28 protein-coding genes are annotated in these 24,562 nt (G+C 40.8%); 18 read left to right on the top strand and 10 right to left on the bottom strand.

Annotation, left to right across the window (positions count from 1 at the left end; genetic code table 11):
• Positions 1–166: 166 nt before the first annotated feature.
• Positions 167–811 carry a YrrS family protein gene (locus tag AOX59_RS05795; protein WP_068443120.1) on the top strand — a complete coding sequence of 215 codons (645 nt, stop codon included), beginning with the start codon at positions 167–169 and terminating at the stop codon, positions 809–811.
• A gap of 29 nt (positions 812–840) precedes the next feature.
• Positions 841–1,530: a 5'-methylthioadenosine/S-adenosylhomocysteine nucleosidase gene (mtnN, locus tag AOX59_RS05790; protein WP_068443116.1), complete on the top strand. Its 690-nt coding sequence runs from the start codon at positions 841–843 to the stop codon at positions 1,528–1,530.
• A gap of 39 nt (positions 1,531–1,569) precedes the next feature.
• Here mtnN and sigK read toward each other — a convergent pair whose 3' ends face one another.
• The 8 genes from sigK to sda form a co-directional block, all read right to left on the bottom strand.
• Positions 1,570–2,277 (bottom strand): RNA polymerase sporulation sigma factor SigK, encoded by a 708-nt coding sequence (gene sigK / locus AOX59_RS05785; RefSeq protein WP_068443113.1) that lies wholly within the window; start codon positions 2,275–2,277, stop codon positions 1,570–1,572.
• 153 nt (positions 2,278–2,430) lie between these two features.
• Complete coding sequence (mnhG, locus tag AOX59_RS05780; protein ID WP_068443110.1) at positions 2,431–2,808, bottom strand: monovalent cation/H(+) antiporter subunit G; 378 nt, start codon at positions 2,806–2,808, stop codon at positions 2,431–2,433.
• A complete protein-coding gene (locus AOX59_RS05775) occupies positions 2,789–3,100 on the bottom strand; it encodes a monovalent cation/H+ antiporter complex subunit F (protein WP_068443107.1) in 312 nt (103 codons plus the stop codon). The genes mnhG and AOX59_RS05775 overlap by 20 nt, the downstream gene beginning before the upstream one ends.
• Positions 3,097–3,573, bottom strand: a complete 477-nt coding sequence (locus tag AOX59_RS05770) for a Na+/H+ antiporter subunit E (protein ID WP_068443103.1) — start codon at positions 3,571–3,573, stop codon at positions 3,097–3,099. The genes AOX59_RS05775 and AOX59_RS05770 overlap by 4 nt, the downstream gene beginning before the upstream one ends.
• Positions 3,574–3,579: 6 nt before the next feature.
• A complete protein-coding gene (locus tag AOX59_RS05765) occupies positions 3,580–5,055 on the bottom strand; it encodes a Na+/H+ antiporter subunit D (protein WP_068443101.1) in 1,476 nt (491 codons plus the stop codon).
• Positions 5,048–5,386 (bottom strand): Na(+)/H(+) antiporter subunit C, encoded by a 339-nt coding sequence (locus tag AOX59_RS05760; RefSeq protein WP_068443099.1) that lies wholly within the window; start codon positions 5,384–5,386, stop codon positions 5,048–5,050. The genes AOX59_RS05765 and AOX59_RS05760 overlap by 8 nt, the downstream gene beginning before the upstream one ends.
• Positions 5,387–7,723 (bottom strand): Na+/H+ antiporter subunit A, encoded by a 2,337-nt coding sequence (locus AOX59_RS05755; RefSeq protein ID WP_068443097.1) that lies wholly within the window; start codon positions 7,721–7,723, stop codon positions 5,387–5,389.
• A 198-nt stretch (positions 7,724–7,921) separates the two neighbouring features.
• Positions 7,922–8,062: a sporulation histidine kinase inhibitor Sda gene (sda, locus tag AOX59_RS05750; RefSeq protein ID WP_068443094.1), complete on the bottom strand. Its 141-nt coding sequence runs from the start codon at positions 8,060–8,062 to the stop codon at positions 7,922–7,924.
• 885 nt (positions 8,063–8,947) lie between these two features.
• On the opposite strand from sda, the gene AOX59_RS05745 reads away from it, so the two are divergent.
• The 11 genes from AOX59_RS05745 to AOX59_RS05695 all read left to right on the top strand — a co-directional run bounded on the left by AOX59_RS05745 (position 8,948) and on the right by AOX59_RS05695 (position 17,684).
• Positions 8,948–9,463: a YqeG family HAD IIIA-type phosphatase gene (locus tag AOX59_RS05745; protein WP_068443091.1), complete on the top strand. Its 516-nt coding sequence runs from the start codon at positions 8,948–8,950 to the stop codon at positions 9,461–9,463.
• Between the two features lie 2 nt (positions 9,464–9,465).
• Positions 9,466–10,566: a ribosome biogenesis GTPase YqeH gene (gene yqeH, locus AOX59_RS05740; RefSeq protein WP_068443088.1), complete on the top strand. Its 1,101-nt coding sequence runs from the start codon at positions 9,466–9,468 to the stop codon at positions 10,564–10,566.
• A gap of 15 nt (positions 10,567–10,581) precedes the next feature.
• Positions 10,582–11,427, top strand: a complete 846-nt coding sequence (gene aroE / locus AOX59_RS05735; RefSeq protein ID WP_068443086.1) for a shikimate dehydrogenase — start codon at positions 10,582–10,584, stop codon at positions 11,425–11,427.
• A gap of 2 nt (positions 11,428–11,429) precedes the next feature.
• Entirely contained in the window at positions 11,430–11,720 is a 291-nt protein-coding gene (gene yhbY, locus AOX59_RS05730; protein ID WP_068443084.1) for a ribosome assembly RNA-binding protein YhbY, read from the top strand.
• A 13-nt stretch (positions 11,721–11,733) separates the two neighbouring features.
• Positions 11,734–12,303: a nicotinate-nucleotide adenylyltransferase gene (locus AOX59_RS05725; RefSeq protein ID WP_068443081.1), complete on the top strand. Its 570-nt coding sequence runs from the start codon at positions 11,734–11,736 to the stop codon at positions 12,301–12,303.
• Positions 12,290–12,877 carry a bis(5'-nucleosyl)-tetraphosphatase (symmetrical) YqeK gene (gene yqeK, locus AOX59_RS05720; protein ID WP_068443078.1) on the top strand — a complete coding sequence of 196 codons (588 nt, stop codon included), beginning with the start codon at positions 12,290–12,292 and terminating at the stop codon, positions 12,875–12,877. The genes AOX59_RS05725 and yqeK overlap by 14 nt, the downstream gene beginning before the upstream one ends.
• The gene (rsfS, locus tag AOX59_RS05715) at positions 12,867–13,223 is read left to right on the top strand and encodes a ribosome silencing factor (protein ID WP_068443076.1); all 357 of its coding nucleotides are present in this window, start codon (positions 12,867–12,869) and stop codon (positions 13,221–13,223) included. Before yqeK ends, rsfS begins: the two co-directional genes overlap by 11 nt.
• Before the next feature lie 5 nt (positions 13,224–13,228).
• Positions 13,229–13,978 carry a class I SAM-dependent DNA methyltransferase gene (locus AOX59_RS05710; RefSeq protein ID WP_068448161.1) on the top strand — a complete coding sequence of 250 codons (750 nt, stop codon included), beginning with the start codon at positions 13,229–13,231 and terminating at the stop codon, positions 13,976–13,978.
• 210 nt (positions 13,979–14,188) lie between these two features.
• Complete coding sequence (locus tag AOX59_RS05705; protein WP_068443073.1) at positions 14,189–14,764, top strand: helix-hairpin-helix domain-containing protein; 576 nt, start codon at positions 14,189–14,191, stop codon at positions 14,762–14,764.
• 69 nt (positions 14,765–14,833) lie between these two features.
• Positions 14,834–15,397 carry a ComE operon protein 2 gene (locus tag AOX59_RS05700; RefSeq protein WP_068443070.1) on the top strand — a complete coding sequence of 188 codons (564 nt, stop codon included), beginning with the start codon at positions 14,834–14,836 and terminating at the stop codon, positions 15,395–15,397.
• A gap of 10 nt (positions 15,398–15,407) precedes the next feature.
• The gene (locus AOX59_RS05695; RefSeq protein ID WP_068443068.1) at positions 15,408–17,684 is read left to right on the top strand and encodes a DNA internalization-related competence protein ComEC/Rec2; all 2,277 of its coding nucleotides are present in this window, start codon (positions 15,408–15,410) and stop codon (positions 17,682–17,684) included.
• Between the two features lie 157 nt (positions 17,685–17,841).
• On the opposite strand, the gene AOX59_RS19140 is transcribed toward AOX59_RS05695, so the two are convergent.
• Positions 17,842–17,976, bottom strand: coding sequence for a YqzM family protein (locus AOX59_RS19140; RefSeq protein ID WP_082684136.1), 135 nt, complete (start codon positions 17,974–17,976; stop codon positions 17,842–17,844).
• A 366-nt stretch (positions 17,977–18,342) separates the two neighbouring features.
• On the opposite strand from AOX59_RS19140, the gene holA reads away from it, so the two are divergent.
• A complete protein-coding gene (holA, locus tag AOX59_RS05690) occupies positions 18,343–19,359 on the top strand; it encodes a DNA polymerase III subunit delta (RefSeq protein ID WP_068443065.1) in 1,017 nt (338 codons plus the stop codon).
• A gap of 44 nt (positions 19,360–19,403) precedes the next feature.
• Here holA and rpsT read toward each other — a convergent pair whose 3' ends face one another.
• Positions 19,404–19,673, bottom strand: coding sequence for a 30S ribosomal protein S20 (gene rpsT, locus AOX59_RS05685; protein ID WP_068443061.1), 270 nt, complete (start codon positions 19,671–19,673; stop codon positions 19,404–19,406).
• Between the two features lie 187 nt (positions 19,674–19,860).
• On the opposite strand from rpsT, the gene gpr reads away from it, so the two are divergent.
• The 4 genes from gpr to lepA all read left to right on the top strand — a co-directional run bounded on the left by gpr (position 19,861) and on the right by lepA (position 24,502).
• Entirely contained in the window at positions 19,861–20,958 is a 1,098-nt protein-coding gene (gpr, locus tag AOX59_RS05680) for a GPR endopeptidase (RefSeq protein WP_068443058.1), read from the top strand.
• Positions 20,959–21,073: 115 nt separating this feature from the next.
• Positions 21,074–22,246, top strand: a complete 1,173-nt coding sequence (spoIIP, locus tag AOX59_RS05675; protein WP_068443056.1) for a stage II sporulation protein P — start codon at positions 21,074–21,076, stop codon at positions 22,244–22,246.
• Between the two features lie 14 nt (positions 22,247–22,260).
• Positions 22,261–22,566 carry a hypothetical protein gene (locus AOX59_RS05670; protein WP_068443053.1) on the top strand — a complete coding sequence of 102 codons (306 nt, stop codon included), beginning with the start codon at positions 22,261–22,263 and terminating at the stop codon, positions 22,564–22,566.
• Positions 22,567–22,696: 130 nt separating this feature from the next.
• Complete coding sequence (gene lepA, locus AOX59_RS05665) at positions 22,697–24,502, top strand: translation elongation factor 4 (RefSeq protein ID WP_068443050.1); 1,806 nt, start codon at positions 22,697–22,699, stop codon at positions 24,500–24,502.
• Positions 24,503–24,562: the final 60 nt, after the last annotated feature.

Here is a 24,562-nt window from a genome sequence, read left to right as displayed (position 1 = left end):
AGCTATAACAAATTGTATAGCTTCTTTTTATGTGGCACAGGCCATCACAGCCAGGTAAACTTAAAATCGATTTTTATCATATAGCATCTATTGTATAATATGGTACCATTATTGATAAGAGAAATGAATAAGTTTTATTGACAGTAAACGTTGGAGGGGATGTTTCATGTCAGCTTCACGGGTTAATAAGTACGAAAAAAGAAGAAAAAATACAAAACTTATATCAATACTGGGTACTACAGGAAGCATTTTAGCACTCGTATTAGCAGGTATGCTTATTTTTGGGGGTAATGAAGAGGCGAATGTGGCTTCAGACACTGAGACTGATGAGTCATCACAGGAAGAAGCCGGTATTGAAAGAGACGAGAAAGAAAATACTGCTGAAAATAATGCTGATGACCAAAGCAACACGAACGATAATTCAGAAGCAAATGACTTAGAGGAAGAAAATAGTGACGTGAACATTCAACAAACTGAGCCATCGGATGATAATGTTTCTGAAGCATATACAGGCGATTGGGAGGCTGTGGGAACCGAACAAACTGAGCCGCATACCGTCAATTATAGTGACGGATCACAGGACAGAGAAGAACTGCGTAAAGCAGTTGCAGCTGCCACAGGATTGGATGAAGAAAGCTTCACAATGTGGTATGTTGAACGCAATGGCGATCAGAGAGTTATCAATACGGTTTCAAGCAGTGATGGATCAGAGATATATCGTGTGTATAATACATGGGTGCCAAGCGAAGGCTGGCAGCCGACAAAAGTTGAAGAATTAATAGAAAATGATCAAAAGTGGCGATTTGAGTAAACTTTTACAGTAATCGGAGGAAACCAGAGATGACATTAGGCATTATCGGCGCAATGGATGAAGAAATTTCGTTATTAAAAGAAAACATGACAGATCGGAAAGAATACAAGGTTGCAAACTGTTTGTTTATACGGGGCAAATTGGCAGGACGTGAGGCAGTATTACTTAAGTCCGGAATTGGCAAGGTGAATGCAGCCATGGCAACAGCTATTTTGCATGAACAGTTTCAGCCGTCACAAGTCTTCAACACGGGTTCTGCAGGTGGCTTTGCGGATGATTTAAATGTGGGTGACCTTGTCATTTCAACACATGTCGTTCATCATGATGTCGATGTGACAGATTTTGGTTATGCTTATGGGCAAGTTCCTGATCTGCCCGCCATGTTTGCGGCTGATACCAATTTAGTTGCCAAAGCTACCCAGGCTGTACAAACATTAGACATTCATTTTCGTGAAGGGATGATTGCAACGGGTGATGCCTTTATGGAAAATCCTGAAGCGGTGAAGACAGTGAGGGCGAGATTCCCTGCGATGATTGCGGCTGAAATGGAAGCTGCCGCCATCGCGCAGGTATGTTACCAGTATGACACGCCCTTTGTTATTATTCGTGCTTTATCAGATATAGCAGGAAAAGAGTCTTCGGTATCGTTTGATGAATTTCTGGAAACAGCAGCAGGAAATGCAGCTAATTTGATTATGGCATTCATCCGATCATTATAGTTTTTTTGCAGGGTAAAGCCCAAAAATAGTCATTGCGCTTTACCCTTGTTTATATTCTTTCCGGTAGTACTCATGAAAAACTTTCATAAGTGCCCGTTTTTCAATCCTTGATACATAGCTCCGTGATATATCAAGCATTTTTGCAATTTCCCGCTGGGTCATTTCTTTGTAGTTATTTAAGCCGTATCGATACAGCACCACTTCTTTTTCTCTGCTATCGAGAATTGACAGGTAATCATTCATTTTTTCGATCTCCATGTTCAATTGAATGTATTCAATAATATTCTGGTTTTCAGCTTCCAGAATATCAATCAGGCTGATTTCGTTGCCTTCTTTGTCCTGACCGATTGGATCCTGCAGCGAAACATCCTTTTTGACTTTTTTTAATGCCCGCAGATGCATTAAGATTTCATTTTCAATACAGCGGGCGGCATAGGTGGCCAATTTTGTTCCTTTGTCTGAGGAATAGCTCTCAATACCTTTTATTAACCCGATTGTTCCTATCGAAATAAGATCCTCCATATCTTCACCGGTATTCTCAAATTTCTTGACAATGTGTGCAACAAGACGTAAATTGTGTTCAATCAGTTTATTCCGGGCTTCTTCATCACCTTCTTGCATTTTTTTAATGTATTCAGCTTCATCTTTTGGGGATAAAGGCTGGGGGAATGCGTGGTTTTTGACGTAAGAGACAAAAAACAGTGCTTCTTTAATTAATAAACCCAGAAAACTTAAAACGCCTGACAAGCACATTCACCTCCTTGGGAGATAACGGATAGGCTTTGGCCTATACAGTTATTTGTATGAAGGTGATTGTGTTTTTGTGTCTGTCCTTAAAGAAAAAACATCCCGGACTTTTTGAACAAACTGAAAAAGCAGCAACAAAATGCTCCGTTAGAGTCACTTTTGTTGCTGCTTTTGTTTATGAATGGCTTGTTCATATTCATCAGTTCGATTTTTGGTAACCGGTTTAATCCCAACCCGGTGGGCAGCTCTTGAAATCATATGTGCTGCAACTGGAGAAGTTATCAGTGTAAACACGATTGCCAATAATAATTTTCCGCTGATAATGTCATGTTGTATATACAGGAATAGAAAAGCTCCAATCAATAAGCTTGCAATACCGAGTGTAGAAGCTTTTGTCGTGGCGTGTAACCGCGTGTAAACATCGGGAAATCGAATTGTTCCGATTGAGCTTGATATCAGGAAAAATGAGCCTGCCAAAAGAAAAATAGCTACTATTATATTGAATATAACCTCAATCCAAGTCTCGATCAATAATAACACCCTTTTCCAGATATTTCGCTACCCCAATTGTACCGATGAATAAAAGAACCCCAATTAATAATATGACATCGTTTAGTTTTGTCGTTGGAATCATGATGGCCATCAGTGCAGCCATGCCCATCATGTTCATGCCCGCTGCATCGAGTGCTACCGCCCTGTCAACATTTGTAGGGCCGGAAATAATTCTGTAAACAAGCAAAATCAACGAAATACCGATAGCAGTAATGCTGATAATGGTGGCGATTAGAATTATGTTTTCTGTTACATTTAATAAGGAATTCATCGAGTCACCTCCATAATAGCATGTTCAAACGTATTTTTGATGTCATTGATGGACTCATTAATGTCATCAATATGCATCGCGTGAATGTATAAATGTGTATTGTCATGAGACACTGCAACGGATAATGTTCCGGGTGTCAGCGAAATAAGGTTGGCTAGGAGGGTAATCTCCCAGTTGCTTGTCAATTCAGTGGGCAATGCGAATATCCCTGGTTCAAATTCCGGCTTTCGCTTATAAACAAGTTTCACGATGTCAATATTTGATGTAATTAACTCTTTTATGAACAGGTTAATTAAAACTAAGATTTTATAGACACGTTTTAAATAAAATGTATCAGGGATGAAACGGTTTAAAAGAAGCAGCAAAAGAATACCAATAAGATACCCGGTAATAAAACTTGGGAAGGTATAACTTTCGCTCAGAAACATCCACATCACTGCAACGATAAGATTAATCACTATTTGGAACGGCATATCACATTACTCCTTCATGACAGCATTTATATAATTTTCCGGATCAAGCAAATATGCAGAGATCGATTCAATTGAAGGGTAAATAAATTCTGCTCCGATACCCATAAATATTGATATCGCTAATAAAACAGCGACAGGGGCAATTCGGCCTTTGATCGGTTTGTATTCAAATGATTCGTTTTTCTCACCCCAGAAACCTTTGATGAAGATTTTCATTATGGAATAAAGAATTAATAGACTGGTAAGTAAAGCAATTATTACAATCGCTATTTCTTCATTCGAAAGCGCGCCGGTGAGTAACAGTAACTTGCCGATGAAACCGCTGAAAGGCGGGATTCCGGCAAGAACAAAGCCGGAAACAAACAGCATCCATCCCAGAACCGGATAATAGTGTATGAGCCCGCTGAATTTTCGTAAATCAGAAGTTCCGGCAGCATACGCAATCGTCCCAACAAGAAGAAATAAGCTTGTCTTAATCAACATATCATGAATCAGATAATAAATGGAGCCACTGATGGCTTCCTGATTAAATACACCAAGCCCCATCAGTATAAAGCCAATAGCTGGAATGATATTGTAAGCAATAATCAATTTTATATTATTGGTTGATAATGCACCGATTATACCAAAAATCATTGACAGTCCGGCAATCCAAATAAATGTCTCATGTGTCAGATTGATTTTATGTACAAAGATCAATGAAAATACCCGGATGATTGCGTAGATGCCCACTTTTGTCAGCAGGGCACCAAATAATGCTGAAATGACCGGATTTGGAACGACGTATGATTTCGGCATCCAGTAATACAAAGGAAATAAAGCTGCTTTAGTCGCAAATACGAAAAACAGAAGTATTCCGATTGTGGTGAGTATTCCTTGCTGCTCGACTTCCTGTACACGCTGCGCAATTTGTGCCATGTTAATTGTTCCGAGCGTTCCGTATACAAAAGCTATTGCTGTAACAAACAGCATAGACGAGAAGAGATTAATGAATACATATTTTACTGATTCCCGAAGCTGTACTTTGTCTCCCCCAAGTACGATTAACGCATAGGATGCCATCAACAGAACTTCAAAGAAGACAAACATGTTAAAGAGGTCGCCGGTCAGAAAAGCACCAGAAACGCCTGATATCAAAAAGAAAAAGAATGAATAGAAATAAAATCGTTCTTTTTTATCCGGCAATGAGTATGGAGCATAAAAGGCACATGCTGCAGCCACAATGTTAGTTGTCAAAACAAGCAAAATTGATAATCCATCGGCTACAATGATAATCCCATAAGGAGCTGCCCAATCGCCGGTTTCAAGTATAATGGCCCCTTGATTGAACACCTGCCATGCTGTATAGCAGGCAATAACAAGATTACCAATGACAAAAATTTTCGTCAGTGTTCGGACAAGTGATAATTGTTTTGGGAAAAAGGCGAGTATGATTCCCGCTAATAATGGAATGATGATTGGTAAAACTGCAAGATTACTCATTATCGTTACCCCTTAATTGCTCCATATTGTCAGTTTCATTTTCATTTGCTGTACGGTATGCAAGTACCAGAAGCAGGCTTGTTATCCCAAAACTAATGACAATTGATGTTAAAATAAGCGCCTGTGGCAATGGGTCGGTATAATTCTCAACACCATCAGTCAAGATTGGCGGTCTGCCTCTTTTCAATTCTCCCATCGTAAGGATAAATAAGTGTGCGCCATGGGAAAGCAGCACAGAGCCTATGACCAGTCTGAGCAGCTGCTTTTGCAGCAGGTTATATATTGCAGTAGCGAACAATACACCAGCCAAGATTAAAATAATAAATTCCACTTATTTTTCCCCCTTATTCGACCTATATTTTATGAGGGTGTAAATAGCAAGTGCGGCAATGCCTAAAACAGCAATTTCAAATAATGTATCCAGACCGCGCATATCAACCAGTATAACGTTCACAACATTATCACCGCCGCCCAGAGAATAGGATGTTTCCAGAAAGTAATCAGAAATTGTCCCGAACCAGTCACTGCTGTGTGCGGAAATTCCGATCAATGTCACCATGGTACCAAAGCCGATTGAAACGATCGCATTGGTCGTTTTTGTCCTGAATGGTTCATTGCGCTTTTTGAGATTTGGCAAATGATAGAAGCAGAGCAGGAAAAGTGCTACGGAAACTGTTTCCACCGCTAATTGGGTCAATGCCAAGTCAGGCGCGCGGTAAATGACAAATAAGAGGGCAATCCCATATCCGGCCATGCCAACGATTAAAATGGCCGCAACGTTTTTATTTGTAAATATAGTCCCAACAGCTGCCGCCATAATAACCAGAACAACTGCAAGTTCAATCGTCGTAACAGGGGCAAGGTCCTCGAAATTCATGGTAAAGCCTCCGGTGACCAGCATTACAGTGACAGTCACTATGAATATCGCACTTAAGATGATAGCCATGTAGTTCCGGAGCGACCCGGTCATATATGAACGGGTGACATTACTTGAATAGGTATCCAATTTTTCCATTAGCCAATCATAAACTTTATTGGCACTCAATTTTCCTGGAAATGCTTGATAAATACCGCTCCATCTTGTTCTGGTTACCGTCAGAATTGCACCAATCCCTACGACGGCAAGAGACATTTGAAATGCTGTTGAACTCCATCCATGCCAGAAATAAATCTCTTGGGTAACTTCTCCGCCATACACTGCTTCAGCAGCATGAGCTATGAATGTACCGTTAATCAAGCTTGGAACTAAACCGATTAAAACAACGCCAAGCACAAGAATTCCCGGTGCTATAAGCATGCCAATCGGAGCTTCATGCGGTTTTTTAGGCAATTTGTCAAGCTGTTTTGGCCCCCAGAAAGTACCGAAAACAAAATACATCGAGTACACAAATGTGAAGATGCTTCCCAGTACTGCCAGATAAGGAATAATCTCAACGAGAAAGCTTGATAGTGCAGTGGCTCCTTCTTGTAATTCAATAGAAGAACCGAAGAATAACTCTTTACTATAGAAACCATTTAAAAACGGCAATGGGATTCCGGCCATCGAAAAGGTGCCAAATAATGCCAATGTAGCAGTTATCGGCATAAGGGTGGCCAGCCCCCCTAATTTTCGAATATCCCGTGTGCCGGTTTCATGATCAACGGTACCGGCCACCATAAACAAGCTTCCTTTAAAAGTAGCGTGGTTCAGAATATGAAACATTGCAGCAAAAATAGCCGCTTTCGTTCCAAAACCCAGCATCGCCATAATCATACCTAGTTGACTTATAGTGGAAAAAGCCAGAATTGCTTTTAAATCAGTCTGGCGGACCGCCATGTATGATCCCCAGCACAATGTTAAAATTCCTGCAATACTTACAATGATGAAAAACCATTCGAAACCGGTAAATACTGGGGAAAACCGCGCAACTAAATATAACCCTGCCTTAACCATTGTGGCTGAGTGGAGATAGGCACTGACAGGAGTCGGTGCTTCCATTGCATCAGGCAGCCATATATGGAAAGGAAATTGTGCCGATTTGGTAAATGCCCCTAATAAAATAAAACCGAGGGCAAGCGGCATATATGGGCTATCCATTATAATATCGGCGTTTGCAATCATGGCCTGTATGCTTGTTGTGCCGGTAATAACCGATAGCAGGATGAAACCACCGAACATGCTCAGACCGCCAAAAATTGTAATCATCATTGATTTTAATGCACCATATCGTGACTTTTCTTTAAAATGCCAATAGCCAATCAATAGAAATGAAGAAATGGAAGTTAATTCCCAAAATGTGTACAAAACAAAAACATTATCTGATAAGACGATGCCAAGCATAGCGGACATGAACATAAGTAGATACACGTAAAAATGGCCAAGCCGTTCACTCCGGTCCAAATAGTAAATGGAATATAACACGACTAGAGAACCGATGCCGCTTATTAAAAGAGCAAATAAAAGGCTTAGACCGTCGAGATGGAAATCAAAATTTATCCCGAGCGAAGGGATCCAATTATAAGTATGTCGTATCGGCTCAAATCCCGTCCCGATAAATTGGAGAAAATACAAGAAGATTGCAAGCGGGACAAAGAATACGAAGATACCTGTATGTATTTTATGTTTGTATTTACTGATGAATGGAATAAAACAAGCAATTAGAAGCGGAATTAGTACTGTGAATATCATCTGTTTGCAGTCCTCCTGTTTGATTAGCGGCTGGCACTTAGCATTGTAAAGTTTCGGGGAAAACCATTACCGGAATGGTTCAAAATAGTTATGTATTTATTTTAATATTACCAACGATAGCTTATCATAATCTGGGTGGATGAGAAAATAAAAACCCCTTGATCAGCTAACTGAAAAAAGGGTGGGTGGGTAACTAATTTAATTGTGAACACTAATTCTTTCAGATAAATTTCTTCTTTCAATTTCTTGTTCAATTAAATATACAAAGTCGGGGTTCAATTTTAATTCATTTGCTTTGTGATAGGATTCCAGCAGCAATTCGTCAGATAAATGTTCCATGAATATACCCCTCCTAACTTTTGGGAATCATGGTTTTGTATCGGTTGGTGGCTAATAATTTACCACGAAATAAAAGAGAGGACAAGATGTCAACTATCTACAGGCGGTTGTAGATAACTTGTGTATAAAATTAGGATTCAAGCGAAAGATGTTGATATTTCGCTGTTGATTGTGTGAATAAAGTTATCCACATATCGAAAAATGATAGAAAATGTCGAACGTTTCTTGGTATATTTCCAGCTGATTGGCGAACTTTCTATGTGGAAATTCTTTTCTATAATGGAAAGTTACTATAGAATTAAGTTATAATAATAATTTGTCCAATCCTGCAAACTTTTAATGATGGGCTGTTTCGAAAAGGTGTTTTGAAACAATATCCTAAAACTGCGACGTACTGACTGTAAGTCCATTCTGATTAACACCTGAGTGTTTAGACACGCTCCGGCAATATACTTCGCTTTCCATGGGCACGGCCTCAGCCTCCTCAGAAAGCAAAGAACGCTTTCCTGCGGGGGCGTCACGACGCGTGCTGTTCCCATAGGAGTCTTTAGTATATTGCCTGCGCTGACAATTGCTCACTGGAGTTTCATTCGATAAATGAGTAAGATTGTTTACACACTCACACCAGCAGCCGGAATATGCGAGACTCCTGTGGGACAGCGAGCTCTTGTAGACCCCGCAGTGAGCAGTTTTTGCGAGCGAGGAGGCTCGTGGTGAGCCCACGGAAAGCGAGAAATTCTGAGCTGCGTCGCCAGAAGGATATTCCAAATAATCTAACAAGATTTTGGTGTCGCACTTTATATCAACTGCTTGGCTAAAGCGCAATGAAATTTACGAAAGAGCCTAAGATATCATTAATTTAATAAGTCGTAAGAGGTGGAACAGTTGCTGAAGAAATTCCTGCCAAACGAACATGTCAAAAGTATTTTTGATATTCGGCCTGAATCACTTAAAGAAAAACAGATTCATGGTATTATCACGGATCTGGACAACACTCTTGTTGCCTGGGATGTGGCAGATGCAACCCCGGAAGTTATTGAGTGGTTCAGAGAGATGAAAGAACATGATATAAAAGTGACCATTATTTCAAATAATAAAAGGGAACGGGTGAAGATCTTTTCCGAACCACTCGATACCCCTTTTGTCTTTAGTGCCAGAAAACCTTTGCGATATGCTTTTAAGCGGGCTGCAAAAGAAATGAAACTGCAAAAAGATGAAATTGTTGTAATCGGTGACCAGGTTTTAACAGATGTGCTAGGAGGTAACATTGCCGGTTTCTACACGATTCTGGTTGTTCCTATCGTTCAGACAGATGAAAAAGTCACTCAGTTTAACCGGAAGATTGAACGGAGAATTTTAAGTTATATGCATAAGAAAGGCAAGATTACGTGGGAGGAATGAAAATGGAAAATATGATTTGTCAGGGCTGCGGTGCCGTCATTCAAACCTCTGATCCTGATAGGCCCGGGTACACACCCGAATCAGCGCTTGATAATGAACCGCTATTGTGCCAGCGCTGCTTTCGGCTAAAGCATTATAATGATATACAGGATGTTTCCATGACGGATGATGACTTTTTATCAATGGTCGGTCAAATCCGCAATAAAAAAGGTCTTGTTGTTCATCTGGTTGATATTTTTGATGTGGATGGAACGCTGATTAAGAGTCTCCCGCGGATTGTCGGTGATAAGCCGGTGGTTTTGGCAGCGAATAAAATGGATTTACTGCCGAAGTCAACGAACAGGAATAAATTGACCAAATGGCTTCGGACGGCTGCCAAAGAAGCAGGGCTGACAGTGGAGGCTGTTTATCTGATTTCCTCTGCAAAAGGCCATGGCATGTCAAATTTGACAGAAGCGATTGAACATTACCGCAGAGGCAAAGATGTCTATATTGTCGGAACAACCAACGTGGGAAAATCGACATTCATTAATAAGCTTATACAGAGAACTACAGGTGCAAAAGATGTTATCACAACATCTTATTTTCCAGGCACGACACTTGGCTTTATAGAAATTCCGCTTGATGGTAACAGTGTTTTAATTGACACGCCGGGAATTGTTAATCGAAAGCAAATGGCACATTATGTTTCAGATAGCGATTTAAAAGTCATTACACCGAAAAAGGAAGTAAAGCCCAGAGTTTACCAGCTGAATAGCGAACAGACCCTTTACTTTGGCGGGTTGGCACGTATTGATTTTATCAAAGGGGAAAGACAATCATTTGTTTGTTATTTTTCAAATGAGTTAGCCATCCACCGGACCAAGCTGGAGAACGCTGATAAACTTCTCAATGAGCACAGAGGCGGGCTGTTGTCACCGCCCGGACCTGAGACGTTGCAAAAGGTTCCTGAACTTACAAAACATGCATTTCGGCTGGACAAGGAAAAAACAGATATAGTCTTTCCGGGACTTGGTTGGGTCACACTGCCTGAAGGTGATATTACCGTTGCCGCACACAGCCCGAAAGGTGTTCAAGTCTCTTTAAGAAAATCCTTTACCTAGAGGGGGAATGTCAATATGCATTATAAATTAGGTTTGATTGGTTATCCGGTTCAAAATTCGCTGTCACCGTGGATTCATGAGCAATTTTTAAAAAAAGCTGACATAGGAGGCAACTATGCACTGCTTGAGATCAATCCAAAGAAATCATTTGAAAATGAGCTGCAGCAAATTAAGAATAATCATTACGATGGGTTTAATGTAACAGTTCCATACAAAAAGCAAATTATTCCGTTTTTAGATGATTTGGATGATGGTGCTCATGCCATTGGTGCTGTTAATACAGTCGCTTGGCAGAATGGAAAATGGGTTGGCTATAATACAGACGGCAAAGGATATGTCACGGCGCTTGGCCACGCTCATCCTTCTATCTTTCAACATAAGCAGTGCAGAATATTGTTAATTGGAGCGGGAGGTGCTGCACGTGGTATATTTTATGAGTTGGCCGAAGCCGGTTTCAGACGAATTGACATTGCTAACCGGACACAATCATCTGCAGAAGACATAGCTTCATTAGGTGATGGGAAAGCGAAGACATCGATTCTGACATTGAAAGAAGCTGAAAATAATCTCAAGATGTATGATTTGATTATCCAGACGACGAATATTGGTATGAAGCCGAACGTTAATGATGCCATCATCTCATTAGAACAGATTGATAGAAGAAGTATTGTCAGTGATATTGTTTATCAGCCGATTGAGACGCATTTTTTACAACAGGCTTCAAGAATCGGCGCATCGGTCCATCATGGCCACACGATGCTTTTGTATCAGGCACAATATGCCTTTGAAATTTGGACCTCAAAAAAAGTGCCGGCTGATGATTTAAATCAGCCATTACAATCTATATTGGAAGGAAGGTAATTATGCTGACAGGCAAACAGAAACGGTATTTGCGATCCAAAGCTAATCATTTAAAGCCAATTTTTCAAGTAGGCAAAACCGGCGTTAATGAAAATATGGTTCAGCAAATTAATGAAGCGCTTGAAAAAAGAGAACTGCTGAAAGTGAGCATTTTGCAGAATAGCATGGAGGATAAAGACACAGTTGCCGAACAGCTTTCTGATGGAACAGGTGCAGAGATAGTTCAGGTTATAGGCAATACAATTGTGCTTTATAAAGAATCGGAAGAAAATAAGCATATTCAGCTGCCGTAAAAAGGAGTCGGACATGAAACATGTAGGTATATTGGGAGGCACATTTGATCCGCCGCATATCGGGCATTTAATTATCGCTGAAGAAGTTAGAAACGCTATGAGTCTTGATGAAATATGGTTTATGCCATCACACGAGCCGCCGCATAAACAGAATGCTGTGGCTGATGCTTCAGATCGTGCCGAAATGACTGAAAGGGCAATAGCAGGAAATCCCTATTTCAGCGTACAGACAATTGAAGTGAATCGTTTAGGGAAATCCTATACATTTGATACAATGAAGCTGTTAAAAGAAGAACATCCTGACACTAACTTTTATTTTATAATTGGTGCTGATATGGTGGAATATCTGCCGCATTGGAAACATGTTGATGAATTGATGGACATGCTGACGTTTGTGGGTGTTAAGCGGGGAGGATATGCCCTGGAAAGTGAATATCCTGTAACTGAAGTGGACGTTCCGCTAATTGAAATTTCATCAACAGAAATTAAAAAAAGACTCACGCAAAATAAATCGATTAAATATATGGTGCTTGAGACTGTTGAGACTTATTTGAAGGAGAAACATTTATATGAAGGAAGATAAAGCAATCAGCATTGTGAAGCCGCATCTGAAGCAGGCGAGGTTTGACCACACACTTAGAGTGAGAGAAACAGCTGCTGAACTTGCAGAGATGTATGACGAAGATATTGAAAAGATTCGACTGGCAGCGATTTTGCATGATTACGCCAAATATTTTCCGCTTGATAAAATGAAAAAAATTATTGAAGAAAGCGAAATGCCTAATGACTTGCTCGATTTTCACCACGAATTGTGGCATGGGCCTGTTGCTTCAGTCATTATAAAAGAGGAACATGGTGTAACAGATACAGACATACGGAACGCCATTCATTATCATACAACAGGCCGGGCTGACATGACTAAGTTTGAGACAATCTTATTCGTGGCGGATTATATCGAACCGGGGAGATCGTTCCCTGGCGTAGAAGAAGTAAGGGAAACAGCAAAAACGGATTTAAATCGTGCCGCATGGATGACGCTCAGAAATACCATCCAATTTCTTGTTGGTAAACATGTGACAGTCTACCCGGATACCTTTTACGCATATAATAATTTAACATTACGAATAAATGGAGGTAATGACATTCATGGACAGTAAGAAAATCGTTCAGACAATTGCAAGAGCTTGTGATGATAAAAGAGCAGAAGACATTGTTGCGTTGGATATGCAGGAAGTATCGTTAATGGCGGATTATTTTCTCATTTGTCACGGGAGCAATGAACGACAGGTTCAAGCGATTGCCAGGGGCATAAAGGATACAATGGGTGAGAGGGATGTGCACGTCAAGCGCATGGAAGGTTTTGATCAGGCTCGCTGGATTTTGGTTGATCTGGATGACGTTGTCTGTCATATATTCCATAAAGACGAACGCAATTATTACAATCTGGAACGTTTATGGGGCGATGCATCCAAAGTAGAGCTTCAAGTAAATGAAAATGGGTAATGAATATGGCTTATAAGCAGATGGCTGATTACTATGATTTCTTAATGCGTGATGCCCCTTATGATAAATGGCATGATTATACCGAGAAGATGATCAGAGAGACCGGAAAGTCAGTTGATACAATTATCGATTTAGGCTGCGGGACTGGCCAAATTACCACAAAGCTTGCACAGTCCGGCTATCAGATGATAGGTGTTGATTATTCCAGTGACATGCTCAGTTTTGCCGAACAGCGCGCCGGAAAAGAAAAACTTCCAATCCAATGGCTGCAGCAGGACCTTCTGACATTGTCCGGCATTGAAAATCAGGATATGGCGATAAGCTACTGTGACGTTTTGAACTATATAACAGAAGAAGATGATCTGCGTAAAGTGTTTAATAATATAGCAGCCGCATTGAAACCGGGCGGTCTGTTTATTTTCGATGTCCATTCACTGTATCATGTCAGGCATAATTTAATGAATGAAACATTTGCTGAAGTTTATGATGATATTTCCTATATATGGTTTTGCTTCGAAGGTGAGCGCGATGGGGAGATGTATCACGATTTAACTTTTTTCGCTTCAAAGGGGGACAAGTATTCCCGCTTTGACGAGCTGCACCATCAGCGGACGTATCCCATCGAATTCTATGAACGGTTATTAAATGAAAACGGGTTTTTGGTTCAGCATATAGCAGGGGATTTTTCACCGGGGCATCAAATTGAAGCGGATGCGGAAAGATTTTTTATAACTGCGGTAAAACGGTCGGAATAATTTTTTCCGATCTTTTATTTTTTTTAGAAGGATTTTGCCGATCGATGTCGAATAGTATAGTTGATGCAGATTTATATTTTCTGACATAAAACCAAGCTTGTACCTCTGTTCTAAAATTGCTTTTAATACTTCATTATGCTGCCCCTGCCGCAGTAATTTGGCATACCTCTTTGTTAACAACTGAATTCCTCAGAAGGATGTGACCTCAAATTGCTTGAACCCCTCAAGAAGTATCTATTCCCGGTAATAATAGCTGTGCTTGTAGCCGCATTTCTGTTTTTTAACCCTGATGATAAGGAAAATGTTGTTTCCAAATCCCAAGACATCACTGAAGAACAGCAGGAGAATGAAGAACAGGTGGCACCTGAAATGGTAATGGTCGATGTGAAAGGTGAAGTGGAAGCTCCAGGTGTTTATGAAATTGAAACGGGCTCACGTGTCAATGACGTCATCCAGATGGCTGGCGGCTTCACGAAGGGAGCAGATCAAACTATGGTCAATCTGGCACAAAGAGTACAAGATGAGATGATTATCATGATTCCTGAAACAGGGAGTCAAGCTTCCGGATCTGTCATTGAAAAGAGCGGGCAGGACAAGGTGCGCATTAATCATGCAGAACAATCAGAAATCGAACAATTAAATGGTATCGGTCCTTCTAAAGCAGCTGCCATTATTCAGTATCGTGATGAAAATGGCCCTTTTAAAGCTGAAGAAGATTTGCTGGATGTTTCCGGCATCGGTGAAAAAACGCTTGAATCACTTAAAGACGACATCCAAATCCCATAATGCAATTGACGGATTTTATACCCTGAATGTAAACTAAAAATGAGAGGTAGCAAAGGTGGTTAAACAATTATGGAACGAATTTCCTGGAATCAATATTTCATGGCACAAAGTCATTTACTTGCACTTCGAAGCACCTGTACCAGACTGATGGTAGGAGCCACAATCGTCCGGGAAAAACGGATTATCGCAGGTGGTTATAATGGCAGCGTCTCCGGCGGTGTGCACTGTATCGATGAAGGCTGTTATGTAATAGACGGGCACTGTGTCCGTACCATACATGCGGAAGCCAATGCCCTCCTGCAGTGTGCAAAGTTTGGCGTCCCGACTGAAGGTGCTGAAATTTATGTTACACATTTCCCGTGCTTGCAATGCTGTAAGCAAATTATACAAGCCGGGATAAAAACACTTTACTATGCGGAAGATTATCGAAATCATCCTTACGCTGTAGAATTGTTTAACGAAGCGGGCATTGAAACGAAAAAAGTAGCATTAACGGATCTGGCTGTAGATTATCACTTTCAGGAAAAAGAAGCCTATATACGAAAGGTTTTGGATGAGCTCAAATCACAAACAAACAATACGAGCAAATATGATGCCTTAAAAGCAGAGGCTGAATCATTGTTCAACTTATAAGGATGCCGGTATGAAGGGTTATTGGCACTTTCCGGCATTAGGTGTTACGGCAAGTTTTTTAGCCGTGATTTTCGCTTCCAAATGGTTCATCATTGTCTTTTCATTCTGGATTTTGTATCTGTACTTCAAACAAAGGTTAAGAGCAATCGTTATACTTGCTTCCTTAACCTTCTCCATTTCCGCTTACATGTACATCCCCGAATTGGAAAAACCCTCAGATGACGCATCTTTCACATCCACAGAATCAGCATTTGCTGGTGAAATCTCCAGTCCGGTAACCGAAACGGCGTCCAGAATTGCTTTTGAGTTTTCAGTGGAGGCTTCTGATGAAAGGTTTATGATTGTTCACTTCAAAGCGGATAATGACGGGGAGCATAACCTGAAGTATGGTGCTGTATGCACGGTTTCCGGCAAACCCGAGCTGCCTGATTCGGCCCGAAACCCCGGGCAATTTGATTATCAGGATTATTTGCTATCACAGGGAATGACGCACCAGATTATCATTGATTCGCTGGAGAAAATTGATTGCACCGGTTCCTCACCTATGAATCACATTTATCAGCTGCGGAGCGATCTGCTTGAATATGTACAGCAAAACGTCAGCTCCGAAACGTCCGCATGGGTAAATGCGCTTATCCTTGGTGATGATACGGAAATGGATGATAGCGTCACCGAATTGTTTCAGCGCTGGAATTTGACACATCTCATGGCTATTTCCGGTTTGCATGTTGGTCTAGTCGTTGGACTGCTTTATTTTCTGCTTGTAAAATTGAACATCCTGACGAAAGAAAAAGCGCAATGGGTGATTATTTTCTTTTTGCCCCTATACGCGGTGCTTGCAGGCGGCGAACCCTCAGTTATGCGGGCAAGTATGATGGTTCTGTTGTTTATGATTGCCGGAAAATTGAATTGGAAGTTCAGTGTTACGGATGTCATCAGCATTGTGTTTCTGCTTTTGATTTTAACGAATCCCCTTATAATTTATCACATAGGATTTCAATTATCGTTTTGTGTAACGCTGGGACTGCTTTTGTCCAAAAATTGGTTTGCAAAAACGAACATTTCCTTCTTCACAGTTCTCAACATCAGTTTTGTTTCACAAATGATGATTTTGCCTCTGCAGGTTGAATACTTCTTTACATTCCAACCGCTCTCAATTTTAGTAAATCTTATCATCGTCCCTTACTTCTCGTTGTTTGTTATTCCGTGTATGTTCTTAATTTTGCTGCTTGCACCGGTTGCAGGTCCGATGGCTGCATTTACTGATCAGTTTTTTCTTATTGTGCATGAATTCGTCATCACCGCTCTCGAATTTATAGATCAGACACTTTTTCTCCCTTGGGTGATTGGTTCTTTTCCCTTAGCAGGTGCTGCTCTATATTATGGGCTGTTTTTGATAATGATGAAAAAATTGGAGCTTGAAGAAATGCGGCAAGCTTTTAAATATGGCTGTTTTCTGACGGCATTAATCATACTGTCTGTTTTAAGACCGTATTTTTCGCCGATTGGCTATGTGACCGCTCTTGACGTTGGGCAGGGAGATGCCATTGTCATTGAATTACCTTACCGGAAAGGCGTGATTTTAGTTGACGCTGGAGCAGAAATGAATTTTGACGAATTCGAACCATCTGACAAAGTCTATAAGCAAATCATCAGACCGTATCTATATTCCCGGGGTATTTCACAAATTGATGCTGTTTTTATTTCTCATGATGATACTGATCATATGGGAAGTTTATTATATCTGATTGAGGATATGCCAATTAAAAATGTATTTGTAAGCACCTATTACACGTTCACACAACCCTTGGCTCAAGGTTTAACTGATAACGGCACAACCGTTGTCAGAACGGATCCTGACGATGCAATAACAGTCGGAGGGCAAATGTTTCATATCTTATCACCTGCTGAGGATTATGGGGGCAGTAATGAGAATTCGCTTGTCCTGCATACGGAAATCGGCGGTAAAAAGTGGTTGCTAACCGGGGATATCGGAACTCGAACTGAGAAAGCCATCCTTAAAACAGTTCCCGGGTTGACTGCTGATGTACTGAAAGTGGCACATCATGGCAGTAATACATCGACTGATGCAATGTTTTTAGAGAAAATCCAGCCAGAATACGGTATTATTTCGGCTGGTAAAAACAATAGATACGGGCATCCGCACAGCGATGTTATCCAATCACTCGACGAGGCTGGTGCTGCAATTCTCAGAACTGATGAGAGCGGGGCTGTTCAATATGTGTTTAAAGGAACGGAAGGAACGTTTATCACATATCTGCCATAGGCTGTATAGAGAAAACGAAAAGAGACTGTAGAAACAGTCTCTTTTTAATAATGAAATGGGTTAACTCGCCGTTTTTTTGAAATTTGACTCCCGGCCTCTGAGCTCTGGAGAAATGAAGCGGCAGCCGATTTTTTCAGAAAATTAGCGAGGTTAGTAATCAGGAGCCGACAACGTTGATGATTGCACCAATAGCAAAAATCACTACAAAGAAAATAAAAGCAAATCCAAAACCTTTAATGGAATCAACTACATCGTTATTTTTTGATTGTACGTCATTTTCGAAATCGTTCACTTTTACCCCTCCTATATAGTTCCCAGTATAAAATAAATACATAAAAAAATCCACTGTTGACTGATGAAAATTAGACTCCCGACTAGAAAGAGTTAACAACTATAGTTTTTTGCTGTAAGGGTTACGCTATAAGTACAAACATCGTTTAAAAATCAGTTCCTAGGGCTGAATTTTAAGCGTTTATATAGATCTGGAGGGAAATGGGTCATTTCCCTCTCCTTTTAAGACACACAAGATCAAGCGCAGGATTTATAAGAATTAAACCCGTCTGAATAAAGCCTTTAAAAATAATTATAAAAAATAGTACTTGCGATTCCGATGGATACGATTTACGATTAATTATATCGTTTCATTGGAGTGAACTGGATGATGTACGAGAAGGTATTGCACGAGGTAAAGCAAAAACAGATTGCACCCGTATACTTATTATACGGAACGGAATCCTATTTTATACAAAATATAACAAAACATATAACAAAAGCAGTATTGGGTGAGGAAACCGAGGAGAATCTGTCCGTATATGATTTGGAAGAGACCCCGGTCCAAGAGGTTATCAACGATGCCGAAACGTTTCCTTTTTTCGGGGGAACAAAATTGATCATTGCCAATAATCCTTCGTTTTTAAAAGGGAAACCTGATAAGTTGCCGTTTGAGCATAACCTTGATATTCTGATTCAATACATAAATCAGCCTGCCGATTACACAGTGCTCGTATTCACAGCATATTATGAAAAAATCGATGAACGAAAAAAAGTCAGTAAAGCAATGAAACAGCATAGTATAACAGCCGAATGCAACCCGATTAAAGACTATGAATTGAAAAACTGGATTAAAAACCTTGCAGGCAGCATGAAGGTAACGATTGAGGATGATGTTTATGATATGCTGGAATCGGAATTGTCGACGAATCTGTATCAAGTACAGAATGAGTTGGCAAAGCTTGCCTCATATGTCGGCGAAAATGGGGTTGTGACAAAAGACATTGCTGATAAACTGATTTCACATACTGAAACCAATTCCTCTTTAAAACTTGTTGATGCTGTTATAAATCGGAAGCTGCATGAGGCGATTTCGATTTATAAGGATTTGGAAAAAATGAATGAGGAACCGATAGCGCTGATAGCATTGCTTGCTTTTCAGTTTCGAACAATTTTAAGTGTGAAATTGCTGTCCCGGAAAGGATACAGCCAATTTCAAATGCAAAAACAAATCGGTGCCCATCCGTTTGTGATAAAAATGGCAGCACAGCGTGAAAGTAAATTTACGGCTGATCGACTGAAGCATATCATTGAGAAATTAACCCAAACAGACACCATCATCAAGCAAGGAAAAATGGAAAAAGGACTTGCATTTGAACTATTGTTATACGATCTTGTGCAGTAGCAGCATATGAAAAAAACGATCCTGTAATGGGATCGTTTTTTTCGTTACGCGCTCTGTAATTCGTTAATTTTTTGAGCTAAACGTGATTTTTCGCGGTTGCCGGTATTTTTGTGGATACCGCCTTTTTGCACAGCTTTGTCAATCTTTTTAAATGTAGCCGGAAGAGCAGCATTTGCGCCTTCAGCATCATTTTGGTCGATCATTTTTTCCAACCGTTTGATTTGGGTGCGCATGTCTGATTTGAATTTGATATTATGCGTCCGTTTCTTCTGGTTGATTTCAACACGCTTAATTGCTGATTTAATGTTTGCCAATTAAGTCACCTCCAACAGTCTGCAATTAATATCTTATCACCGAGAAAATAATTTCTTCAAAGTGCAGCAAGCTAATTTTACCAGACGGCAGGATGCTTTTCAACCGCTTTGTCAACTGTTGTATGGATTACTGCAAAATAGTAAAGCCTGTAAGTAAAAGTTCTTTCATTCCAAAAGGAGGACAACCATGACAGATAAAAGCGAGCAATTTAATGTTCGGACAGACTTAGCTGTTGAATCCAAAGAGATGTATGTTGAAAAAGATAATGAGCAAAAGACGGATGTTAAAGGTGTAACGGTTAAAGAAAAAAAAGAAGATGATATTGCGGTAACATATGTTGATATAGATTCTGAGGGCGAAGAGCGTCTCGGAAAAAAACAAGGATCCTATATAACAATCTATGCGGATGGGGTTAAAAAACAGGACACAACAAAGCAAGAAACTGCCGCCAAAGTCTTTGGCAAGGAATTGGAAGAGTTAATGCTAAAAAATAATGTGCCTGAAGACGGCACCGGATTAATAGTCGGACTTGGCAATTGGAATGTAACACCGGATGCGCTGGGACCTATGTCAGTCGAAAAAGTACTTGTCACCAGTCATTTGTTTCAATTGGAGCATGAATCGGTATCTGAAGGCTATCGTCCGGTGGCGGCAGTTACGCCTGGTGTGATGGGGGTGACAGGTATAGAAACAAGCAATATCATTTTTGGGATTGTTGAAAAGTTCAAACCGGATTTCGTTATTGCCATTGATGCACTTGCATCCAGATCAATTGAGCGTGTGAATGAAACAATTCAGATTTCAGATACCGGCATACACCCGGGTTCAGGAGTTGGCAACAAACGTAAAGAGTTAAGCAAAGAAACGATCGGAGTACCAGTATTTGCCTGTGGTGTCCCGACCGTCGTGGATGCTGTGACGATTACAAGTGACACAATCGATTTCATGCTCAAGCATTTTGGCCGGGAGTTACGGGAAAAAGACAAACCATCTAAATCGTTGACACCCGCCGGGCTCACCTTTGGCGAAAAAGAATTGACGGAAGAAGATTTGCCTGATGACGAGAAGCGCAATACATTTCTTGGAATTGTGGGGGGCCTGTCGGAAGATGAAAAAAAATCTTTGATACAGGAAGTTTTGTCACCAATCGGCCATAATTTAATGGTCACCCCCAAAGAAGTGGATGGTTTCATGAAGGATATGGCGACAGTGATCGCAACTGGGATGAACGCTGCGCTGCATGAGAACGTAACAGTCGAAAATTTTGCCTCCTATACCCGGTAACTTCTCGAGCATCATGTCACTCTATTACCGGTTATCATTTAAAAGAATTGGTTCTAGCTTCTGAAGAGATTTCATAGATTTTAATATCAGGAAATTCTTCCGGGGGAGTGGAACCATGTATCTTGACACGAAACGACGAACAAAAAATAGTAAGCTGTTCACCCATTTTTATAAAAAAAGCAGCATCTATATAATTTGTGTGGCTGTTTTATTTATCGCAGTTGGATTTTTGACAACAGTCTCCCCGGCTTATCGTGTGTCTTCCAATACGATTACGGATTGGACAGGTGATTTGGACAGTTCACTCTTCTTATATTTAATGGGGATGGAAAATAAAGCATTTCGGGACGCTTTGCCTGAAGATGAGCCCTCGCCTGAGGTTTCCAATATGCTATTTGAAATGGCTACGAATATAAGGCCAAGTGACACGAGAAGTTTATTAGGCCAGGAACTGCCGGGTTTTTTAACGTTTCAAAATGAAATTATCGTAGCAGGAGAAGGAACCGATTACACAAATTTACCAGTCGAGTCTTCTCCGCCTCTGGAAGAAGTTTTAAGGGACAGAGATGCGGTCATTGACGAAAATGAGGGTGAAGATCTGGAGCAGCAGGAAGGGGAAAGTCAGCAGGACACGGGCGAACGAGATGTTGTGTTTATTTACAACACGCATAACAGGGAATCTTTTTTACCGCATTTGCCTGACGCTGATAGTCCTGATGATGCACAGCACGGGGAAGTGAATATTGGCAAGGTCAGTCAACGGTTTGCTGACGCACTTGAGGCTAATGGAATTGGGACTGAAGTGGATCAGACAGATATAATGAGTGTCTTAAAAGAACAAGGGATGGCCTATCATGAATCGTATCAGGCTTCAAGAAATGTTGTTCAGGAAGCATTTACCTCAAGTGAAGATATTCAGTATTCATTTGATTTGCATCGTGATGCGATCGCAAGGGATAAAACAACGAAAGAAATAAATGGTAAAAACTATGCCCGGGTGATGTTTGTTGTTGGTGCAGAATACGCTGACCATGATAAAAATCTGGAACTCGCCAACAAACTACACCAGATGATTCAAGAAGAATATCCTGGTCTTAGCAGAGGCGTTATAAAGAAAAAAGGATCAGGAAGTAATGGTGTATATAATCAGGATCTTTCACCCAATGCCATGCTAATTGAATTTGGCGGGGTGGATAATACGCTTGAGGAATTATACAGATCTGCGGATGCCGTCGCGGAAGTGTTCAGTGATCATTACTGGGATGCTGAGAAGGTGAATACCAACTGATAGGAGGGGCTATCATGCGCACGCTTGTTATACTGATATCGTTAGTGCTGTTTTTTTTGACCGGGTTCGTTATGGGAATGGATCGTACACATCAGGAAAATGACGAGGTATCACATGTAGCAGAAGACGTTAGCGATTCTGAAACAATGGAAGCTAGGCAGGTGGTCGTGGAGCAAGAGAGGGGACCTGATCATACCAAAGAGATTGAGGAGCAGGGACATTTCACCCAAAAAGCGGCTACGTTTTTGGAGTCAGGTGTAAAAGGTTTTTTTGAACTAATTGTCAACATGGCATATCAGCTTGTTCGGGTGTTTTTCTAATAACGCTCTTTTTGGGTTGCCGCATGCCTGCATCCTTGAATGTGTACGGGTCAATTGCTATAATCAGTCCTAGTTATGTTTTTGCCCTTTATTAAAAGTGGTAAAGACAGAGTAGGAGTGGACTGCGATTATGATCAAACAAGAGAATGTAAGGAATTTTTCGATCATTGCTCATATCGACCATGGGAAATCAACGCTTGCAGATCGTATTCTTGAAAAAACAAAAGCATTGACCCAACGTCAGATGAAAGAGCAATTTCTCGATGCGATGGATTTGGAGCGTGAACGGGGAATCACCATCAAATTAAATGCTGTGCAATTGAATTATAAGCATAAAAACGAAGAAGATTATTTATTTCACTTAATTGATACACCCGGACATGTCGATTTTACATATGAAGTGTCCCGGAGTCTTGCAGCTTGTGAGGGTGCTGTTTTAATTGTGGACGCAGCTCAGGGAATAGAAGCGCAGACACTTGCCAATGTTTATCTTGCGCTTGACAATGATCTTGAACTTATCCCTGTCATCAACAAGATCGATTTGCCGAACGCTGACCCTGATCGGGTGGCCCAGGAACTGGAAGATGTTATCGGAATTGATAAAGATGAGGTTATCCTGGCATCAGCAAAAGATGATATCGGTGTTGACGAGATCATGGAGAGGGTCGTATCCGATATACCGTCCCCGTCCGGCAAAATGGAAAATCCGCTAAAAGGACTTATTTTCGATTCAATGTATGACCCTTACCGTGGTGTTATTACTTACATATGTGTTAAAGAGGGTTCAGTTAAAGTCGGGGATAAAATCAGACTTATGGCAAATGACAAGGAATTCGAAGTTAATGAAATTGGTGTGTTCAGACCAAATCCTGTACCACAGGATGAATTGACTGTCGGTGAAGTTGGTTTCCTGACAGCGTCGATTAAAAATGTCAGTGATACACGCGTTGGTGATACAATCACGCTTGCCAAGAACCCGGCAGAAACACCGTTGCCGGGATACAAACGGCTGAACCCGATGGTTTTTTGCGGATTGTTCCCGGTGGATTCCAATCAATATAATGATTTGCGTGAAGCATTGGAACGATTGGAGCTTAATGATTCATCACTGCAATACGATGCCGAAAGTTCACAGGCACTGGGCTTCGGATTTCGCTGTGGATTTCTCGGACTTTTGCATATGGAGATTATACAGGAGCGGATTGAACGGGAATTTAATATTAGTTTGATTACTACAGCCCCGTCCGTCATCTATGAAGTCGAAAAAACGGACGGTGAAACAGTTGAAGTGGATAACCCTTCAACCATGCCGGATACTCAGCTCGTCCAGGAAGTCCGGGAACCGTTTGTCAAGGCGACGGTTATGGTCCCGAATGATTATGTCGGTCCAGTGATGGAGATTGCTCAGAAAAAACGCGGACAGTTCGTTGATATGCAATATTTGGATGAAGTCCGCGTCAATGTTGTCTATCATATTCCGTTATCCGAAATCGTGTATGATTTTTTTGATAAACTAAAATCAAAAACAAAAGGCTATGCATCATTCGATTATGACTTGATCGGCTATCATGCTTCGAAACTGGTTAAGATGGATATCCTGCTGAATGGTGATACGATTGACGCGTTGTCGTTTATTGTTCACCGGGACTTTGCTTATGAACGCGGGAAAAATATCGTGGATAAATTGAAAGACCTTATTCCGAGGCAGCAATTTGAAGTACCGGTTCAGGCAGCTATAGGGAACAAAATTATTGCACGATCGACGATTAAAGCCTTGAAAAAGAATGTGCTGTCCAAGTTGTATGGTGGCGATGTTACACGGAAAAGAAAATTGCTGGAGAAACAAAAAGAAGGTAAGAAACGTATGAAAATGGTTGGATCGGTCGAAGTGCCCCAGGAAGCATTTATGGCTGTACTGGAGATGAATGACGATTAAATAAATTTAAAATGGAAAACTTTCGCTATCAAGCGCAAGTTTTCCCTTTTCTGCGCAGAG

The sequence above is a fragment of the Lentibacillus amyloliquefaciens genome (assembly GCF_001307805.1).
Taxonomy (GTDB): Bacteria; Bacillota; Bacilli; order Bacillales; family Amphibacillaceae; genus Lentibacillus; species Lentibacillus amyloliquefaciens.
This window is presented reverse-complemented; position numbering and strand designations above follow the sequence as displayed.